Origin of the sequence: Chromobacterium indicum (assembly GCF_039708975.1) — a bacterium.
Lineage (GTDB): Bacteria > Pseudomonadota > Gammaproteobacteria > Burkholderiales > Chromobacteriaceae > Chromobacterium > Chromobacterium piscinae.
In genome coordinates, this window is sequence record NZ_JAYFSJ010000015.1 from 1 (window position 1) to 17051 (window position 17051).

Consider the following 17051-nt stretch of genomic DNA (forward strand, 5'->3'; position numbering starts at 1 on the left):
GACACCGCCAGACGCCCCATAACGAAGCCCAGCTCAGACGAGCTGGGCTTTGTGCTTTGCGCGCGCGAAACCTCCCCAAGCAGCCCCGACCGAACCCCGGCGGGGCTTTGGCGTTTGCGGATGGCCAGCAGGCACCGCATCCGCTCGAGCGGTTTGCTGACGGCGACTGGGCTCTTGCGGGGCAGTCAAACTGCTTGCGGCGGCTCGGGATCCAGCAGGCTGTCGATTTCGGTTTCATTCCAGACGGCGATGCCATTTCGTTCCAGCAGGCTGGCGGCTATGCCTTGCCCATCGCGCAGCGTGGCTGAAAAGCTGCCGTCGTAAATTTGGCGGTTGCCGCAGGAGGGGCTGTTGGCTTTGAGCAGCGCCTGGGCGCAGCCATGCTGCAGGGCCGCATCCAGGGCGCGCTCAGCGCCGGCGATGAAGGCGGCGCTGACGTCATCGCCGTCTGCGGTCTGGATGCGGGCGGTGCCGGCCAATGCGTCGCGGCCGTCTCCGCCGACAATCTCGGCGGCGGGCCTGGGCGTAGGCAAGCCGCCCAGGCATTCCGGGCAGACGGGGACCAGGTCGAAGCGTTGCCTCATGGTTGTCCATTGCAGGCTGGACAACGGTTTGGATTGGCCATCGTAGCGTACGGGCTGCCCCAGCAGGCAGGCGCTGACCAGCAGCGTCGGTTTTGTCATTTCAGTCTCGTTTCCAGCAAGTCCGCCAATTGTTGCACGGCAGGGCGCATCGCGTGGTCGGCGATGCCGGCGTAACCCAATACCAGTCCGTTGCGGTAGGGCGTATCCAGAAAATGGCGGGCCAGCGGGCGCAGCCACAGCTGGCGCTCCGCCGCCGCCGCTTGCAGCTCCCACTCATCGAAACCCTCCGGCAGTTCCGCCAGCAGATGCATGCCTGCATCGCCGCCGTGCAGGGGAAGAGCCGAGCCGAGGCATTGCTCCACCGCGTGCCGAAGCAGTTGCTGGCGCCGCTGGTATAGCTCGCGCATATGCCGGATATGGCGAGCGAAGTGGCCCTGTTCGATGAAGTCTGCCACCGCGGCCTGCTGGAGGTAGCTGCCTTCGCCTTGCAGTCTGGCCTGGCAGCGGCGGTAGGGATCGACCAGCTCGGCCGGCAGCACCAGGTAGGCCAGCTTCAGGCCGGGAAACATCACTTTGCTGAAGGTGCCGACATAGATCACGCGGCCATCCTGATCCAGGCTTTGCAGCGCGGCCAGCGGCGCCGAGGCGTAGCAGAATTCGCCATCGTAATCATCCTCCACGATCCAGCTGTCGTGGCGGCGGGCCTGCGCCAGCAGCTCCAGCCGTCGCGGCAGGCTCATCACCGCGCCGGTCGGGTACTGATGGGCGGGCGTGGCATAGATGAGGCGCGGCGGATCGGCGGCCGGATCCGAACGCAATCCTTGCTCATCGACCCGGATGGCCTGGCAGCGCAGGCCGGCGGCCAGCATGGCGGCCTGCGCTCCGGTATAGCCCGGCTCTTCTATCCAGGCGGTGTCTCCGGGCTCGGCCAGCAATTGCGCCAGCAAGGTCAGCGCGCTTTGGGCGCCGGGAACGATGACGACCTGTTCCGGCTGGCAGCGGACCGATCGCGTCAAATGCAGGTATTGGCTGAGGATGGCGCGCAACTCGGGCAATCCGCCTTGATGCTGATAGTGCAGCCATGCCAGCGGCGCGCTCCGTTGCCGCCGGCTCAAGCATTGTTGCCATTGCTTGTGGGGGAAGAGCTCGAGTTCGGGTTGGCCCGGCACGAAGGCGCCGAGTTTGCGGGCAGGCAAACGGCTGGCATTGGCCAGGGCTTGGCCACGGAGGGAAAGCTGGCGCGGGAGCGCATCGGCGCGGGCGGGTTGGGGCGCTGCGTCGCCGAAGGCGTCGCAGACATAGGTGCCCGAGCCGTGGCGGCTTTCCAGATAGCCTTCGGCCGCCAGCTGATCATAAGCCGCAAGCACGGTATTGCGGCCAAGTCGCAGCGTCTGCGCCAGCGCGCGGCTGGCGGGCAGGGCGCTGCCGCCGGCCAGCCGGCGCAAGCGTATCAGTTCGCGCAGCTGGCGATAGAGCTGGCGCGACAAATGCTCGGGGCCATTGCGCGTCAGCCGGGGCTGCAGATAGTCGACTAACCAATCGTTGCTCAAAGTGGTTCCATAAAATTGGCTTAAGTGGAGCTTTTCTGGTGATGACTTTGAACTTAGCATAACAGTATTCCATGCACGCAGAAGGACAGGCTCAATGATCAGCCAACAGGAGTTTTACGAAGCCAAGCTGGCTTACGAGATCGATGCCGCCGATGTGGCGCAAGCGCTGGGGGAAGGTGGCCGCTCGCTGCTTTTGATCGATACCCGCAGCGCTGAAGCATTCGGCCATGAAACCATCCCCGGCGCGCTCAGCCATCCGCACCGGCTGATGACGATGGAGAGCACCGCCGATCTGCCGCGGGATATCACGCTGGTGGCGTTCTGCGACGGCATCGGCTGCAACGGTTCGACCAAGGGCGCGCTGAAACTGGCGAAGTTGGGGTTCAAGGTGAAGGAGCTGCAGGGCGGGCTGGATTGGTGGAAGCGCGATGGCTACGCCACCACCCGCGATGCGGGCTGCGGCAAGGAGGTGTGCGATGCGTGTTGATTGGGAAGCGCTGGCGCAGCCGGCAGAGACGAATGCGAATGGCCAGATGGTAGGCATGCGGGTTGACTGGGAGGGGGTGCGGCATCCGCCGCGCAGCCTGTTGGCCGGACGCTATTGCCGGGTGGAGCCGCTGAGCCAGGAGCGGCATGGCGCGCAATTGTTCGACGAATTGCATAAGATGCCGGGCGGCGCGAACTGGACCTACCTCAGCCATGGCCCGTTTTCTCATCTGGAGGATTGGCAGCAATGGATGGCGGCGAACGCGGCTTTGGACGACCCGCAGTTCTACGCCATCGTCGACGGCCGCGACGGCGAGGCGGTTGGACTCTGCAGCTATCTGCGCATCGCGCCGGCGGACGGCAGCATCGAGGTGGGTTTCCTTAATTTCTCGCCTCGCTTGCAGCGCAGCCGGCTGGCCACCGAGGCGATGTACTTGATGATGCGCAATGCGTTCGAACTCGGCTATCGCCGTTATGAATGGAAGTGCGACGCGCAGAATGCGCCATCGGTGCAAGCCGCTTTGCGGCTGGGTTTCACCTTTGAGGGTCTGTTCCGCCAGGCCCGGGTCAACAAAGGGCGCAATCGGGACACGGTTTGGTTCTCCATCCTGGACCATGAGTGGCCAGTGCGAAGAGCTGCGCTTGAGGCGTGGCTGGATGAGGGCAACTTCGATGCCGACGGCCGGCAGCGCGCCAGTTTGGCGCAAATTGTTGCGGCGCAGTCGTAAATCGCGCGGCAGGCTTCAAGCCGGAGGGTGGTGGCGCTACAATAGATGCTTGTAAACGTAGATAGTGTCGCCTGATGAAATCCCTGCCGCGCAATGCCCGTATTCGGGGCGAACCCTACCTGCCCAACCGTTTCATTTTCGGCGATGCCGTCGATGAGCAGGGCTTGGAGGGCGCCGAGTACCTGGTGCATACCGAATCCCCAGCTTTTGTCTGCCGCCTGGTGGGCAATGACGACACCGACTTTCCCGGCCGCGAGCGCGATGGTCTGGCGAGCGCGATGCTGTATGACGAGGAGGAGAGCCTCACCGTCTATGTCTGCAATCTGCGCTTGAGGTTGTTCGACTTCAATTTCTATGACGAGATCGAGCCCAGCGTTGGCGAGCTGCAGGATATCTGCGACGAGGCGATGCGTGTCTACCAGCGTTTGCACAAGGCCTATGCCGATCGCGACGCGGCCGGTCCGGAGCCGCGTGAAATGCGCATCGGACCGACCAAGCCGCTGCCGCCGGCGGAGCGGCAGCTGGCGGTAGGCAAGCTGGCGGAGCAGGCGCGTCAGGCGGTGGGCAAACCGATGGAGGGCGCGCAGCTGGCGGCGGCGGTGCAAATGGCTTTGTTGGCCGGCGATCAGGCGGTGTTCACCGAAGCGCAGCTGTCGTTGGTGTCGGAGCCGGCGGCGCGCCAACTGTTGGTGAACAGCGCGCGCGATGCGGTGGCCTTTCCCGAGGTGATGCGCAAGGACGGCAATGTGATGTCGTTCGAGCTGTGGGCGCTGCCGTTCGCGTTTTCCCGCAGCCAGGGCGGCGTCTGGTGGCACTTCCCGCGGCTGGAGTCGCTGGAGGTGGCGTTGGCCGACGCGCTGGAGGTGCCGGAAAAATCCATTCTATGGATTTCGCCGACGCTGTTCACCGTGGACATGTTGAATGAGCGCGCCTGCCAGGATCTGGTGCAACTGGCGCCGGTGATGGATGCCGGCTGCGATTTCGCGCCGCTGGACCCCGAATCGTCGCGCGCCACCTTCGACGCGGCGCGCAAGACGGTCGAGCCGCAGTTGGTGATGAGCTGGATCCCCTTCCTGGTGGAACGCGGCGCCCTGCCGCCGGAACGCGCGCGCCGCCTGGCGCGCCGCGCGCTGGACGCATCGATGCCGCTGGTTCAGCAGGCGGTCGCCGCCGAGATGGAGTACGGCGAGGCCGAGCTGTTCGCGCCGCTGCCGTGGTGGGAGGCGCTGTCCAGCGGCATGCGCGCCTGGAACCGCAAGCGGCTGGGCATATCGGTGGCCTTGCTGGCGACCAGCCAGGGCGGCATCGAGAAGCTGGAGGCGGTGGCGGAATACCAGCCGGAGATCCAGGGCTACGAAGTGGGCCTGAGGCTGAAGGGCAGCGATGAAATCGCCGCCCGCGTGCCGTGGCTGGTAGTGCCGGATGTGGCGCCCGATCGCGACGCGTGCTGGCGCGATCTGGCCGATTGCCTGAAAGAGGCGGGCATTCCGCTGTCGCAAAGCGTGGCGCGGCTGCATTGAGCCGCGGGTTACGAAAAACAGTAAAGGGGCCATTGGCCCCTTTTTCTTTTGTCCGGCTACTTCTGCCAGTAGGTTTTGACGTTGACGAATTCGTACAGGCCAAATTCGGACAGCTCGCGGCCATAGCCGGAGGCCTTGACGCCGCCGAAGGGCAGTCGCAGATCGGAACTGGTGTGGCGGTTGACGAATACGCTGCCGGCTTCGATCTGGCGCGCCAGCGTCCAGGCGCGGTCATTGTCGGCGCTATAGATGCTGGCGCCCAGGCCGAACGGGGTGTCGTTGGCCAGCCGGATCGCGTCGGCCTCATCCGCGGCGCGCAGGATGCCGGCCACCGGGCCGAACACTTCTTCGTGGTAGATGCGGCAGCTGGGATTGACGTGGTCCAGCACGGTGGCGGGGTAGTAAAAGCCTGGCGTGTGCGGCATCTGTCCGCCCAGCTTCAACTCCGCGCCATGATGACAGGCGTCCAGCACCTGGGCGTGCAGCGCTTCCCGCAAGTCGGCCCGGGTCAGCGGCGACAAGGTGGTGGCCGGATCGCGCGGATCGCCGGCGCGCAGCTTGGCCGCCTCGGCGCAGAAGGCGCTGACGAAGGCATCGGCGATTTCTGGCACCACGATCATCCGCTTGGCGGCGTTGCAGCTCTGGCCGGCGTCGCGGAAGCGGGAGTTGGCGGCGTCGCGCGCCGCCGCCTGGACGTCGGCATCGGCAAGCACGATGAAGGGATTGCTGCCGCCCAGTTCCAGCACGGTTTTCTTCAGGTGCCGGCCGGCCAGCGAGGCGATCACGCGCCCAGTCTGGGTGGAGCCGGTGAACGCGACGGCGTCGCATTGGCGGATCGCCTCTTCCACCAGCTCGGTTTCGATCCAGGCCATGTCCAGGACATGGATGCCGGCGTGCCGGACGATGTCCAGCAGCAACTGGCTGCATTGCGGCACCGACGGCGCCGGCTTAACCAGGCAGGCATTGCCCGACATCAGCGCAGGGATCGCAAAGCGGAGCACCTGCCATACCGGATAGTTCCAGGGCATGACAGCGAGCACCAGGCCCAGAGGCTCGAAGGCTACGCCGCTGCGGCTGGCCTGGGTGGGGATGCTCAGCGATTGCAGCAGTTCCGGCGCCAGCTCCGCGTAATAGCGAATCAGTTGCGCGGACTTGTCTATCTCCGCGAGGCACTCAGGCGTGCGTTTGCCCACCTCCAGCGTCACCAGATCCGCCAGCGCTTCACGTTGCTGGGACAGCAGGTCCGCCAGGCGCAGCAGCGCCGCGGCGCGTTGTTCCACTCCTTGGGCGGCCCAGCCGCTTTGAGCGGTTCGCAACTGTCGCAGGCTTTGTTCCAGGGCCGGCATATTCCAGGAGGAACGGGTGAAGCAGACTTCGCCGGAAGAGGGATTGCAACTGGTGAAGGCGGTCATGATCAGAGGAGGGCAAAGACCTTAATGTAACAAAAAATCATGGATGGGATGACGATTTGGGTTGGATTTGATTGTGGTTTCTGCGCATTCACTAGACAAAATTTCATCAAATTTTCCTGTCCTATTTGTCAGATTCAGTTATTTCGGTCTGGTCTTACATTTCTTCTGCCTATACGAACCGATAATAGGAGGTTGAAATGAAAGAATTTTTTCCGTTGCGTCAAGATGGACTGGTACTGGAATGGGCGAATACCGAATCCAGAATGAAACAGCTGTGGGCATTCCGACACAAGATCTTTCGCGAGCAGCTGCAGTGGGTGCCTTTATGCGAGGATGGCTTCGATAGAGACGCGTACGATGACTTTTCTGACAATCTGGTGTTGTCTCGCGGGGGGCAGGTTGTCGGCGCGATACGCCTGACGACGGGGGATCATCCTTTCATGCTGGAGGAGGAGTTCTCGCGATTGCTGGCGCCTGGCGAGCGAATAGGCAAGGGATGCGAGTATTCGGAAATCACCCGTCTGGCGGTGGACCGGAGCGTGCTTGGCGCGCGTGAATCCATCATGGCGGCCAGACTGTTGTACCTGGGGGCGTGGCTCTGGTCGCAAGTGCGCGGCGTGCGCTGGATGTATTTCGTGGTGGAGCCGGTGTTTTACCGGCGATTGGTGATGATGGGCTTCCCCATCGTGCCCGTGGGCATCCCCCGCCCTCTGGATGGCGGGGTGATGTCTATGACTGGTCTGCTGGACTGGGGGCAGGCGAAAACGGAGCTTATCCGTTCACTAAATCGCGGGGTGTCATCGCCAAGTGCATGCCAAGAACTATGGCATGAGTACGATTATTCGCATTGAGCTTGCGGATCACGTTAGCGACGTGAAACTTCACCGTCCTCTCGCTGATGTTGAGGATGGTGGCGATTTCCCAGTTGGTCTTGCCGCGGCTCATCCAGTGGAAGATGTCGTATTCCCGTTGCGACAGCGGCATATTGCTGGGAGAGGCTGGCGGCAGATTCGCGATGCGGACCGCGGCTTGGTGCAGATGGGGCGTCAGGCAATTCAGCATGGCCACCAGCGCTGCGTTGCGGCTGGGTTCCTTGCCGCCGAGAGATAGGATGCTGCCGACGTTGTTGCGGTCGGATGCCGCGCTGAAGGTGATTCCGCTGGCCATACCGTTGCTGGAGGCTTCAGCGATGAAGCGCTTTTCCTCCGCGCCTTTGGCGCGGCTGAAGCGCTCCTCCCAGATCACCGGCCCCTGGCCCAGATGGATGCGCATGATCGGGTCGTGCTGGGCGAAGTTTTCCTGAGAGTACTGGTCGAGCCAGTCTGACGGGTAGCTGACGTTCAGCACCTTTTCCATGCGCTGGATCTGGTTCTGGTTGTTCAGGCGGCCGAGGACCAGAATGATGCGGTCCGACGGGGCCTGGGTCAGGATGTTGTCCAGGAAGGCCTTGAGCTCGCCTTCGGTCTCGATGTGCCCGGCCATGTGAATCCATTCCAGCAATGTCCATTGCTGCGACGCGGTGAGTCCGGCCGGGAGCGGTCTTGCATTGATGGGTTTTGAAGTCACCATGAGCGGGTCTTCCTTGTTCTTGGTTCTGTGTGCCGCAGATAGTACCCCACATGCTTGTTGCATGTAAGACCCTGCGGATTTGAATTCATATGAATTGTTGCTTTTTCGTCATTGAGTATACCAAATTTGTAAGAGCATGAATCCTAGGAAAATTACTGATAATTCATCATTTTGTTTGTCATAACGGCATTCGTTACAAATAGAAACATGCCGATAGGGGAAAAGAATTTGACTTTTTTGTAATTGTAAAAACGATGATATTGATTTGCATCAACAATGACAAGGGCATGATTTGGCTAAAAATAATGCTTTTCTTATCTTTGTTCTGTAAGACGCGCCGGACGTTGCGATGAGTAAGGATGTCGCATTTTATCTTCATCTCAATGTCATAAATTGTAAGCGATAACTAATAAATTCTGGCAAGCGAACGCTTTAAAGCGCATAATTGGATCGCATAAAATAATTGATAAGCCAGCGGTGCCCGTTCGAGGACGCGGCTGGCAAACATCGGGGATGTAGGGTAGGCAGTCGACGCGGCCAAAGTGGTGGATAGTATATGAGATTAAACTATATTCTTTAATATCATGCAGAATTGATGTAAGCTGTTTTAATAAATAGCTTCAATTCTGTGAACGATCCGACTGCTCGCCAGACCAATCAATCAGGCAAAACAGCATGGATCGCTTCAGGAATCGCCCCGCTTATGGATACCTTAAAAGCACTCATGGTCTTCATGACCACAGCCGAGAACGGCAGTTTTTCCGATGCCGCGCGCAAGCTTGGCGTCTCGCCGGCCGCGATCAGCCAGAGCATTGCCCGCTTGGAGCAGGAGCTGGAGGTGCGGTTGTTCAATCGCACTACCCGCCAGTTGACCTTGACGGAAGACGGCCGGCGCTTCTACGCGCAGTGCCGCGGTCCGGTCAATAATCTGGATTCGGCGATCAACCAGTTGAAAGCCAGCCGCGACGAGCCGGCCGGCCATCTGCGCGTCAGCATGCCCAACTCCTTCGGCCGCCGCTTCATTCTGCCCATCATGGGCGAGTTTTGCGAACGCTACCCCAAGATCAGGGTGTTCTTCGGCCTGGATGACCATTTCAGCGATCTGATAGAAGATGGCTACGATGTCGGCGTCCGTACCGGCATGATGCCGGACAGCCGCATGGTGGCGCGCAATCTGGCGCAGATGCCGCTGTATGTGGTGGCCTCTCCCGAATATTGGGACCGCCACGGAAGGCCGTCCGCTCCCGAAGAGCTGAGCGGCTACGATTGCATCAACTTCCAGTTTCCGACTTCCGGTCGCCTGTTCAAGTGGGAGTTCGACCGCAAGGGCGAGCGCATTCCGCTGGAGGTGAACGGCACCTACACGTTGAACGACATGGAGGCGGTGGCCGAGCTGGCCCGTCTGGGCATGGGCGTCGCGCAACTGCCGGGCCACGAGGTGGTGCACCTGATCCGCAGCGGCGAGCTGGAGCCGGTGCTGACCGACATGGTGTCGTTGGAGCGTTCCATCTACATTTGCTTCCCGCACCGCGACCATATCGCGCCGCGTACCCGCGTTTTCGTCGATTACGTGGTGGAGAAGCTGGCGGATCATCCGGACATCATGGCGGATCTGCCGGGATTGGACCTATCGGCCAAGCGCAGCGCCTTGCAGCAGAGCGTGGGCGCGCTCTGAGCAGCCTTTCCCCATGCGAAGAAAACCGGCGCCGCGGCGCCGGTTTTTTCATGGCTGCGCGGCGGGGGAATGGTTTTCTCCCACCACTTGGTCCCGGCCTGCTTGCTTGGCGGCGTACAGGCAGATGTCGGCGCGGTGGACCAGGCTGTCCGGCGTGTCGTCGTCGGCCAGGGTCGCCACGCCTATGCTGGCGGTGACGCGGAGCGCCGGATCGAAGTCGGTTTCGCGCAGCAGCTGGCTGATGCTTTCGGCCAGCGCCAGCGCGCCGTCCTGCTCGGTTTCCGGGCAGACGATGATGAATTCCTCTCCGCCCCAGCGGGCGATGGTGTCCAACTGGCGCGCCCGCTGGCGCAGCACTTGGCCGAAACGCTGCAGCACCCTGTCGCCGACCAGATGGCCATGGCTGTCGTTGATGTGCTTGAAGTGGTCGAGATCGATCAGCAGAACCGAGTAGCGGCGGCCCGAGCGGCAGCTGCGCTCGGTTTCTCGCTGCAGCGCCTGGTTGGCGCGCCGGCGGTTGGCCAGGCCAGTGATGTCGTCTCGCTCGGCCTGGCGGCGCAGCGCTTTCAGCAACTGGCGAGCCTCCCGCAGCCGGCGGATGGCGAACCAGGTCATGGATAGCGCCAGGGTGAAGCTGAGCAACAGCACCTCGTCCAGTTGCGAGGCCGGGTGCTGGTGCAGCCAGACGTCCAGCTTCTCGAACAGATCCCAGTGAATGAACAGCAGATAGCAGCCCAGATTGAGCAGCAGGATCAGGGTCAGTTCCTTGCGGATGCGGCGGGCGCTGAACGGCCAGGGATTCATGGTGCCCCTGCGTGGGTGGCGGACTATTTTCTTGCTAGCCCATCCCACTGGCCGGGGCAAGCAGCCGCTCAGGCCGCCATCATTCGCGCCAGCGGCGTCTGGCTCCAGTCCACGCTGTCCAGCAGGTTCTTGATGATCAGGCCCAGCTCGGTATCGCCTTCAATGGAGAGCTTGCGCTGGAAGAACAGCGTGTCCGGGTCTTCCTCGCGCAGCATCATGCGGGCGAAGTCGCAGCCGTTGGCGGCCAGGCGCAAATCAGGCTCGCCGCGGCTGGCGACGAAAGCGTCGCCGCTGGCGGCGAAGCCCAGCCGCAACCCGGCATCCTTGACGTGAACCTCAAAGCGTTTGCCGTCCAGCAGCGCCATGTCCACCGGCAGCACGCCGCGTTTCTTCAGCAGATTCAGGGCGGCGGCCAGCAGCCGGCTGGGCGGCGCGGAGGGCAGCCGCGACAACAGCCGGGCGCCGGCGGCGGGGAAGGTCAATTCTGGAACGCGCATCAGTGGGTCTCCTCCAGCGCTTGGATGCCGGCCTGGCCGCGCCAGTAACCGTCTACGAGTTCGCCCGGGGCTTGGGCGCGCAGGCCGTCCAGCAGCGAGCCGGAGCCGTCGTGACCATCCAGCCGCTGGCGGAAGGCCTGAACTACGGCTTCGGTGCCTTGCGCCTGCGGACTGATCCGCGCCCGGCCCGCGCCGGCGGCGTGCAGCTCTTCCAGGCGCGGCAGCAGCGCATGGCAGCCGTCGGACATGGTCTGGATGCCGTTGATGGCGAGGAAGGGCTGGCCTTCGCGGGTGTCCAGCCTGAGCCCGTCCGGGTGCTCCAGACAGCGGAACTGGCAGTCATCCTTGTTCAGGTTGTAATGGCGGGCGGTGAAGCAGCGCGAGGACAGCGCCAGCGGCAGCCGTCCCCAGGCGAACACTTCAGTATCGATCTCCAGTTGCTGGCCCCGGGCGGCTTCCAGCAGCGCGGCCAGCGTGTCGCGGCCCATTTCCACCGGGGGCAGCCAGCGGTAGGCGCCGAGGCGGGACATCAACGCCAGCGTGTCGGCGTTGTAGATGTTCAGGTGGGTGCCGGCGACGAAGGGGAGCTTCTTTTCATTGGCCAGCCGCACCGCGCCGAGGTCGTTGGCCTCGATCGCCAGTTGGCCGTTGTCGACCATCTTGCGCAGCCGCTTGAGATCGGACTCGCTCTCGATCAGCGCCTGGCAGGACAGCACCACCTCGCGGCCGGTCGAGGCGAGATCGGCGGCTAGCGAAACCCAGTCCTGGCTGCGCAGCTGCTGGCGGCGGCCGCATACTACTTCGCCCAGGTACAGGGTATCCAGCGGCCACTCGGCGGCTTCGGCGTAAAAGCGGAGGATGTCGTCGCGGCTCCAGAAGAACAGCACCGGGCCGAGCGACAGTTTCATGGGAATGGGATTCATGCGGGTATCCATGCGGCGGCTCATTTCCAGGGCCGGTCATAGGCGCCCAGCGTTTGCTGGCGCCCTTCGGCCACCTTGTTCAGCGCCTGTTGCCAGGCAGGCAGCACCATGAAGCGGTGCCGCTCGCGGCCGGCGGCGTCCAGCGCCTCGCGCAGCGCCCGCGTCACCTGGGCGACGTAGGCCGGGCTGCGCTGGCGGCCTTCGATCTTGATCGCGGCCACGCCCATGTCCAGCAACTGCGGCAACACCGCCAGCACATTGAGGCTGGTGGGCTCCTCCAGCGCGTAGTAGGTGTCGCCCTGGACGTCGAAGCGGCCCTTGCACAGCGTCGGGTAGCCGGCGGGCTGGTCCAGGCCGTATTGGTCGATCAGGATGCCGGACAGGCGCGCGTCCAGGCTGGACGGCGTGTTCTGCCATTGCACGTATTTGGCCGGCGAGCAGACGCCGTGGCTGTTCGGCGATTCGCCGGTGGCGTAGCTGGACAGCAGGCAGCGGCCCTCCACCATCACGCACAGGCTGCCGAAGCCGAATACTTCTATTTCTACCGGGCTTTGCTCGATCACCTTCTTGACCTGATCCAGGGTCAGCACGCGCGGCAACACCGCGCGGCGCACGCCGAACAGCTCATGGGCGAGGCGGATCGCCTCGTGGTTGGTGGCCGAGCCCTGCACCGACAAGTGCAGCCGCAGCTCGGGATGGCGGCGGCTGGCGTAGTCGAGCAGGCCCAGGTCGGCCAGGATCACGGCGTCTACGCCGAGGTCGGCGGCCTGGTCCACCGCCCGGCGCCAGCGGCTGATGTCGCCGCCCTGGGCGTAGGTGTTGATCGCCATCAGCACCTGGCGGCCGCGGTCATGCGCGTAGCGGATGCCGACGCGGGCGGTGTGTTCGTCGAAATTGAGGCCGGCGAAGTTGCGGGCGTTGGTGTCGTTTTTCAGGCCGAAGTAGACGGTGTCGGCGCCATGGTCGACGGCGGCCTTGAGCGCGGGCAGGCTGCCCGCCGGGCACACCAGTTCCGGCAGTTGCTGACTGGCTGGCATCGGATAATCACGGGTAGGGGAAATGCGGGGACAGTAGCAGATGGGCGTCCGGCCGCCCTTGTTTTGGGTCAAGGAGCGCCGGGCGCGCTATTTCGGAGCGGTCAGGCTCAGGGTGAGGCTTTCGCCCTCGCTGTCGGTCCAGTTCACGTCCACCTGGGCGGTGGGGCCGCTATCGTTGCCGCGGCAGCGGAAACGGGCCAGGGTGCCGCTGGCGGCGGCCGGCGCGTAACTGCTCTGGCGGCAGTCGACGGGCTGGTTTGTTTTCCGCTGCTCAAGCGCCGCCTGGGCCAGATTGGTGGCGGTGTTGTAATCGTTGGCGGCGATCTGGCTGTGCAGCAGCTGGGTTTCCAGCTGCAGCAGGCCCAGCGCGCCGATGGCCAGCACCAAGAGGCTGATCATCATTTCCAGCAAGGTGAAACCGCGCGGGGCTCGGGTCTTCATGTGTCCATCCAGCTGTAGGGCAGCGCTTTGAAACGGCCGCCGCCGCTCTGGCCGCCGCCGTTGTCTGGCGGGCCGTCCGGCCGGAACGAGTCGGGCAGTCCGCGCAGGTCTATCGTGGTGCTGGCGCCCCATTGGTGCGGCCGCGCGCCCTGGCCGCCGGCCTGGGCCAGCGCGCTGACGTAGCCGTGTATCGTGGTGCTGCCGCTGGAAAACAGCTGGTTGCCGGCCCAGACATTGCCGAACACCCGGCTGGACGAGCCCAGCGTGATGTCGCCGCCATGGAAGCGCTTGCCGACGTAGCCGCCGGCCAGCAACACCGCGTTGCCCACCGGCCGGCCCTTGAACGCGCCGCCGCGGCAGTCGTCTTCCGGATACAGGCTGGGGAAGTCGACGTTGGCGCAGATGCCGACGGTTCCGGCGTAGTTGACCGCGTAGCTGACGTGCTGGCCGCTGGTGGCGATGCTGCCGCTGGCGATGAAGGTGTTGTGGTAGGTGCCGTTGCCAACCTCCAGGTCGCCGTCGAACCACAGCACGCCGGGCGCGAAGGTGACGCCGTCCAGCTTCCATTGGCCTGGGCGGCTGCCGGCGAAGCAATCGTTCTGCGGCGAATGCCCCTTGCAGATCAGCGTCGCCGGCGCGCGGCAGACGCCGTTGGCGTCCACGGAGCGGCACAGGTAGTTTGGCAGCTGCTTGTCCGGATCCCGGCCCAGCCGGTATTCGCCGTCGGCCAGGCCGTGGATCTTGCGCACCGTCACCCGCACGCCGCCGTCGGCGGCATGGGTGAACACGTAGTGGGCCTGGCCGCGGTAGTCGTAGGCGTCCAGCCGCGGCCGCTTCACTTCCAGCGGCGGCACCGGCTGCAGATTCAGCTTCAGGCCGGGCTGGAACGCGACGCGGATGTCGGGATTGCCCGCGTTGTAGCTGGCGGCGCCGGCGACGGTGGCGGCGATGGGCGCGCCCCAGCCCTGCACGCTCAGGTGGCCCTCGGCGCGCAGCGCGTCCAGCGCGCCGATCTGGCGGATGTCGACCTTGCCCTCGGCATCCAGCTGGCCGAAGCGGGCGCCGCCCATCGCGATGTCCACATCGCCCTTCACCTCGGCCCGAGCCACCGCCGGCGCGACGCCTGGGCTGTTGAGGAAGGCGGCTTTGCCGTTGACCCGCGCCAGCGCGCCGATCGCCGCGTCGCCGCGCAGCGTCAGGTTGCCGAGCGCCTTCACCGTCTGGTAGCGGCCGTTTCCCAGTTCGATATTGCCGTTGGAGTACAGGGTATTGATGGTTTGCGATCCGGTGACGATGATGTCGCCGGTGCTTTGCAGGGTGGCGATGCCGTCTACCGAGCCGCTCAGCGTCACCGCGCCATCCACTGTCATTTCCACCGGCTTGTCGCCGATCAGGTTGATGGCGCCGCTCAGATCCAGGTTGCCGACCAGGGTCAGCGCGCTGCTTGATCCGCCCTGGTTCCCGCTCTGGAGGAAGTCCCGCTGCACGGTGACGCGATGGCCGTCGTAGTTGCCAGCGCTGCGCAGCCGCATGCGGTCCGGGGCGATAGCCTGCTGTGTGAGCGAGAAGCGGTCGTTATCCGCCGGGAGAGGCTGGCCGTTTGCCAGCGCCTGGCTGCCTTGGCGCAGGCCTTCCTCGGCATTGTCCAGCGCCTGGTGGTAGCGATGCTGGTTTTGCGCGTTGGCGTGGATCAGCACCAGCTGGCGCGAGGCCGCCAGCAACACCAGGCTGGCGATCGCCAGCAGCGTCAGCACCGCGAACAGCGTGGCGAGTCCGGCGTGGCGGCGGCTCATCTTACCGCCACCTTGGGGTGATTGCGCAGCGTCACGCTGGTGTGGATGTCCAGCTTTTCCTCCTCCGGGCCGTTGGCGGCGCGGGCGCTGACGGCGATGCCGATCGCGCCGCCGCCGGCTTCCGGGCTGAAGCGCAGCGCGTCGACGACGCCGATGCCGGGTTTGCTCAGGTCGTCCCAGCCGTTGCTGGCGGAGCAGCTCCAGCCGGCCTTGTCGCTGCTGCGCCGCTGGATGCGCTGCCCTTCCAGGCGGAAGGCGAAATAACGGAGGCTGGGCGCGGCGGAGGGCGTGGCCGGATTGTCGTAGCCGTAGAGCAGGCAGCTTCCGTCTCGCTCGATGAACAGCTCGCGGTAGGGATTGTCTTCCTCCGCGCCGGAACCGTTCCAGAAGCCGGCGCGGCGAAGGTCCATCGCGATCAGAGACAGCGACGCGTCCATCATCGCGCCCAGCTGAGCCTGGCGGCGTTCGCGGCTTTGCTCTCCCAGCAGGCTGACCAGCAGGCCGGACACCACCAGCAGCAACAGCAGGCCGATGGTCATGCTGATCAACAGCTCCAGCAGGCTGATGCCGCGCGCCGGTCTCATGGGCATCTGGCCTCGTCGACGATGACCAGGCCGGTGGGCAGCAATTGCAAATCCGCCGGCCGGCAGCCGGAGCGGCTGAGCCGCAGCCGCAGTCCGCCGATCATGGCGCCGCCAGGGGTTTCCGGCAGGCCGCGCAGCGGCGTGAAAACCAGCTGCAGCGGCAGCGGATCGGCCATGTCCAGCGCGATGCCGGCATGCTCGGCGCTGCCGACGCACAGTAAGTCGCGGGCGGTGTCGCATGGATCCTTCGCATCGCTCTCCGATACCCGCAGCAGCCAGGCGGCGCCGTCGCGGCGGAAGGTCACCCAGATCTTTTTCTGCCGGGTGGCGGCGCTCTTGCGCGCCAGTTGCAGTCCGCGGTCGATGTCGTCCAGCGCGCCCTGCAGCTGCTGGCGGGCGATCCAGCGGCCCAGCGCCGGCAGCGCCTGGGTCAGCAGCACCAAAGCCAGGGCCAGCACCACCAGCAGCTCGATCAGGGTGACGCCTCGCTGCTCGCCGCGCATCATCGTCCCCAGCAGGCGGGCGGCGTCAGGCTGACGGTCTGCTGCCGCTGGGTGAGCGTGATGGTCTGGCAGTCGCGGTCGCCGGCCTGGGCGCCGCCGGGCTTGGCCGTGGCCTGGACGTAGAAGTCGGATGCGGGCTTGCTGCCGGTTCCGGTTTCCAGCTGGTAATGCTTTTGGGCGCTGACGCCGCTGGCGTAGGGCGTTTTCAGGCCCGCCAGTTGCGAGGCGTATTCGGCGTGAAAGCCCCGGTAGCGTATTTGCGCCTGCTGCAACTGGTACAAGGCGTCCAGCGCGTCGCTGCGGCGGCTGCGCTGCGTATAGTTTTGGTAGGAGGGGATGGCGATGCCGGCCAGGATGGCCACCACCGCCAGCGCGATCAACAGCTCCAGCAGCGAAAAACCCCGGTTTCGGAAGACGGCGGGAAGGTCGCGGTTCATCTGGCGGCGGGCTCCGGGGGCAGGGACGGGATAAAGGGCTGCATCGCGCGTCCCTACTGTGTCCTAGAAGCCGCGGCCGGCGCAGTCAAGCCGGCGGGACCGATCAGAGCAGCGGCATGACCAGTTTGGTTTTGGCCACCAGCACGATGTAGATCACGGTGAGCAAGGCGGCGATGAAGGCCGCCGCGCGCCGCCGCGGCGTGGAGCCGCGCAGCGCGATGGTGCCCAGGGCCACGTAGGCGATCAGGCCGGCGATCTTGGCCAGCAGCCAGGGGCTCTGCAGAATGGGCCAGCCGCCCATCACCACCAGCGCGATGGCACAGGCCAGCAGCAGGCTGTCGATCACGTGAGGCAGGATGCGCAGCGGCTTGTTCTGCAGCAAGTGGCCGCGGCCGCCCAGCACCAGCGCGCCGCGGGCGGCGAACAGCAGGATGGACAGATAGGCGAAGCCCATGTGGGCGTGCTTGACGATCAGGTAGGGGTACATGGCGGTCCGACGGTTGAGGCG

Annotated in this window: 19 protein-coding genes; 5 read left to right on the top strand and 14 right to left on the bottom strand. The window is 64.6% G+C overall.

Translation table 11 applies throughout. The features are described from left to right. Nucleotides 1–185 precede the first annotated feature (185 nt). Both VA599_RS18755 and pdxR read right to left on the bottom strand, forming a co-directional pair. Complete coding sequence (locus VA599_RS18755) at nt 186–683, bottom strand: 2-thiouracil desulfurase family protein (protein WP_104946103.1); 498 nt, start codon at nt 681–683, stop codon at nt 186–188. Beyond that, nucleotides 680–2134, bottom strand: a complete 1455-nt coding sequence (gene pdxR, locus VA599_RS18760; protein ID WP_346790026.1) for a MocR-like pyridoxine biosynthesis transcription factor PdxR — start codon at nt 2132–2134, stop codon at nt 680–682. Before pdxR ends, VA599_RS18755 begins: the two co-directional genes overlap by 4 nt. Nucleotides 2135–2228: 94 nt before the next feature. Here pdxR and VA599_RS18765 point away from each other — a divergent pair, with 94 nt between their 5' ends. The 3 genes from VA599_RS18765 (at nt 2229) to VA599_RS18775 (ending at nt 4868) form a co-directional block, all read left to right on the top strand. After that, nucleotides 2229–2621: a rhodanese-like domain-containing protein gene (locus VA599_RS18765; RefSeq protein ID WP_104946105.1), complete on the top strand. Its 393-nt coding sequence runs from the start codon at nt 2229–2231 to the stop codon at nt 2619–2621. Then, the gene (locus VA599_RS18770; RefSeq protein WP_346790027.1) at nt 2611–3348 is read left to right on the top strand and encodes a GNAT family N-acetyltransferase; all 738 of its coding nucleotides are present in this window, start codon (nt 2611–2613) and stop codon (nt 3346–3348) included. Before VA599_RS18765 ends, VA599_RS18770 begins: the two co-directional genes overlap by 11 nt. Nucleotides 3349–3422: 74 nt before the next feature. Continuing rightward, on the top strand, nt 3423–4868 hold the full coding sequence (locus VA599_RS18775; protein WP_021475644.1) for a hypothetical protein: 1446 nt from the start codon (nt 3423–3425) through the stop codon (nt 4866–4868). 56 nt (nt 4869–4924) lie between these two features. Here VA599_RS18775 and VA599_RS18780 read toward each other — a convergent pair whose 3' ends face one another. Next, nucleotides 4925–6280, bottom strand: coding sequence for an aldehyde dehydrogenase family protein (locus tag VA599_RS18780; RefSeq protein ID WP_346790029.1), 1356 nt, complete (start codon nt 6278–6280; stop codon nt 4925–4927). 197 nt (nt 6281–6477) lie between these two features. On the opposite strand from VA599_RS18780, the gene VA599_RS18785 reads away from it, so the two are divergent. Beyond that, on the top strand, nt 6478–7131 hold the full coding sequence (locus VA599_RS18785) for an acyl-homoserine-lactone synthase (RefSeq protein WP_081665867.1): 654 nt from the start codon (nt 6478–6480) through the stop codon (nt 7129–7131). Here the strand turns inward: VA599_RS18785 and VA599_RS18790 are convergent. Continuing rightward, entirely contained in the window at nt 7052–7912 is an 861-nt protein-coding gene (locus tag VA599_RS18790) for a LuxR family transcriptional regulator (protein WP_081665865.1), read from the bottom strand. The genes VA599_RS18785 and VA599_RS18790 overlap by 80 nt on opposite strands. Before the next feature lie 640 nt (nt 7913–8552). On the opposite strand from VA599_RS18790, the gene VA599_RS18795 reads away from it, so the two are divergent. Then, nucleotides 8553–9524, top strand: a complete 972-nt coding sequence (locus VA599_RS18795; protein ID WP_021475641.1) for a LysR family transcriptional regulator — start codon at nt 8553–8555, stop codon at nt 9522–9524. A 48-nt stretch (nt 9525–9572) separates the two neighbouring features. On the opposite strand, the gene VA599_RS18800 is transcribed toward VA599_RS18795, so the two are convergent. The 10 genes from VA599_RS18800 to VA599_RS18845 all read right to left on the bottom strand — a co-directional run bounded on the left by VA599_RS18800 (nt 9573) and on the right by VA599_RS18845 (nt 17030). Further along, nucleotides 9573–10328 carry a GGDEF domain-containing protein gene (locus VA599_RS18800; RefSeq protein WP_346790030.1) on the bottom strand — a complete coding sequence of 252 codons (756 nt, stop codon included), beginning with the start codon at nt 10326–10328 and terminating at the stop codon, nt 9573–9575. Nucleotides 10329–10396: 68 nt separating this feature from the next. Beyond that, complete coding sequence (ubiT, locus tag VA599_RS18805; protein WP_021475639.1) at nt 10397–10825, bottom strand: ubiquinone anaerobic biosynthesis accessory factor UbiT; 429 nt, start codon at nt 10823–10825, stop codon at nt 10397–10399. Continuing rightward, complete coding sequence (locus VA599_RS18810; protein WP_346790033.1) at nt 10825–11748, bottom strand: U32 family peptidase; 924 nt, start codon at nt 11746–11748, stop codon at nt 10825–10827. Before VA599_RS18810 ends, ubiT begins: the two co-directional genes overlap by 1 nt. A gap of 20 nt (nt 11749–11768) precedes the next feature. Further along, nucleotides 11769–12785, bottom strand: coding sequence for a ubiquinone anaerobic biosynthesis protein UbiU (gene ubiU, locus VA599_RS18815; protein WP_021475637.1), 1017 nt, complete (start codon nt 12783–12785; stop codon nt 11769–11771). Between the two features lie 87 nt (nt 12786–12872). Then, nucleotides 12873–13226 (bottom strand): type IV pilus modification PilV family protein, encoded by a 354-nt coding sequence (locus tag VA599_RS18820; protein ID WP_346790035.1) that lies wholly within the window; start codon nt 13224–13226, stop codon nt 12873–12875. After that, the gene (locus VA599_RS18825) at nt 13223–15019 is read right to left on the bottom strand and encodes a translocation/assembly module TamB domain-containing protein (RefSeq protein WP_346790036.1); all 1797 of its coding nucleotides are present in this window, start codon (nt 15017–15019) and stop codon (nt 13223–13225) included. Before VA599_RS18825 ends, VA599_RS18820 begins: the two co-directional genes overlap by 4 nt. Next, nucleotides 15016–15609, bottom strand: a complete 594-nt coding sequence (locus tag VA599_RS18830) for a PulJ/GspJ family protein (RefSeq protein ID WP_346790038.1) — start codon at nt 15607–15609, stop codon at nt 15016–15018. The genes VA599_RS18825 and VA599_RS18830 overlap by 4 nt, the downstream gene beginning before the upstream one ends. Beyond that, nucleotides 15600–16106: a GspH/FimT family pseudopilin gene (locus VA599_RS18835; RefSeq protein ID WP_161627424.1), complete on the bottom strand. Its 507-nt coding sequence runs from the start codon at nt 16104–16106 to the stop codon at nt 15600–15602. The genes VA599_RS18830 and VA599_RS18835 overlap by 10 nt, the downstream gene beginning before the upstream one ends. Next, nucleotides 16106–16543 (bottom strand): type IV pilin protein, encoded by a 438-nt coding sequence (locus tag VA599_RS18840; RefSeq protein WP_346790039.1) that lies wholly within the window; start codon nt 16541–16543, stop codon nt 16106–16108. Before VA599_RS18840 ends, VA599_RS18835 begins: the two co-directional genes overlap by 1 nt. Nucleotides 16544–16646: 103 nt before the next feature. Continuing rightward, nucleotides 16647–17030, bottom strand: coding sequence for a SirB2 family protein (locus VA599_RS18845; protein WP_021475631.1), 384 nt, complete (start codon nt 17028–17030; stop codon nt 16647–16649). Nucleotides 17031–17051 lie beyond the last annotated feature (21 nt).

Bases quoted from the DNA above. Each gene is read 5' to 3' on its own strand.
- VA599_RS18755 (WP_104946103.1), bottom strand. From the start codon at position 683: ATGACAAAACCGACGCTGCTGGTCAGCGCCTGCCTGCTGGGGCAGCCC.
- VA599_RS18765 (WP_104946105.1), top strand. From the start codon at position 2,229: ATGATCAGCCAACAGGAGTTTTACGAAGCCAAGCTGGCTTACGAGATC.
- VA599_RS18770 (WP_346790027.1), top strand. From the start codon at position 2,611: ATGCGTGTTGATTGGGAAGCGCTGGCGCAGCCGGCAGAGACGAATGCG.
- VA599_RS18775 (WP_021475644.1), top strand. From the start codon at position 3,423: ATGAAATCCCTGCCGCGCAATGCCCGTATTCGGGGCGAACCCTACCTG.
- VA599_RS18780 (WP_346790029.1), bottom strand. From the start codon at position 6,280: ATGACCGCCTTCACCAGTTGCAATCCCTCTTCCGGCGAAGTCTGCTTC.
- VA599_RS18785 (WP_081665867.1), top strand. From the start codon at position 6,478: ATGAAAGAATTTTTTCCGTTGCGTCAAGATGGACTGGTACTGGAATGG.
- VA599_RS18790 (WP_081665865.1), bottom strand. From the start codon at position 7,912: ATGCAACAAGCATGTGGGGTACTATCTGCGGCACACAGAACCAAGAAC.
- VA599_RS18795 (WP_021475641.1), top strand. From the start codon at position 8,553: ATGGATACCTTAAAAGCACTCATGGTCTTCATGACCACAGCCGAGAAC.
- VA599_RS18800 (WP_346790030.1), bottom strand. From the start codon at position 10,328: ATGAATCCCTGGCCGTTCAGCGCCCGCCGCATCCGCAAGGAACTGACC.
- ubiT (WP_021475639.1), bottom strand. From the start codon at position 10,825: ATGCGCGTTCCAGAATTGACCTTCCCCGCCGCCGGCGCCCGGCTGTTG.
- VA599_RS18810 (WP_346790033.1), bottom strand. From the start codon at position 11,748: ATGAATCCCATTCCCATGAAACTGTCGCTCGGCCCGGTGCTGTTCTTC.
- ubiU (WP_021475637.1), bottom strand. From the start codon at position 12,785: ATGCCAGCCAGTCAGCAACTGCCGGAACTGGTGTGCCCGGCGGGCAGC.
- VA599_RS18820 (WP_346790035.1), bottom strand. From the start codon at position 13,226: ATGAAGACCCGAGCCCCGCGCGGTTTCACCTTGCTGGAAATGATGATC.
- VA599_RS18825 (WP_346790036.1), bottom strand. From the start codon at position 15,019: ATGAGCCGCCGCCACGCCGGACTCGCCACGCTGTTCGCGGTGCTGACG.
- VA599_RS18830 (WP_346790038.1), bottom strand. From the start codon at position 15,609: ATGCCCATGAGACCGGCGCGCGGCATCAGCCTGCTGGAGCTGTTGATC.
- VA599_RS18835 (WP_161627424.1), bottom strand. From the start codon at position 16,106: ATGCGCGGCGAGCAGCGAGGCGTCACCCTGATCGAGCTGCTGGTGGTG.
- VA599_RS18840 (WP_346790039.1), bottom strand. From the start codon at position 16,543: ATGAACCGCGACCTTCCCGCCGTCTTCCGAAACCGGGGTTTTTCGCTG.
- VA599_RS18845 (WP_021475631.1), bottom strand. From the start codon at position 17,030: ATGTACCCCTACCTGATCGTCAAGCACGCCCACATGGGCTTCGCCTAT.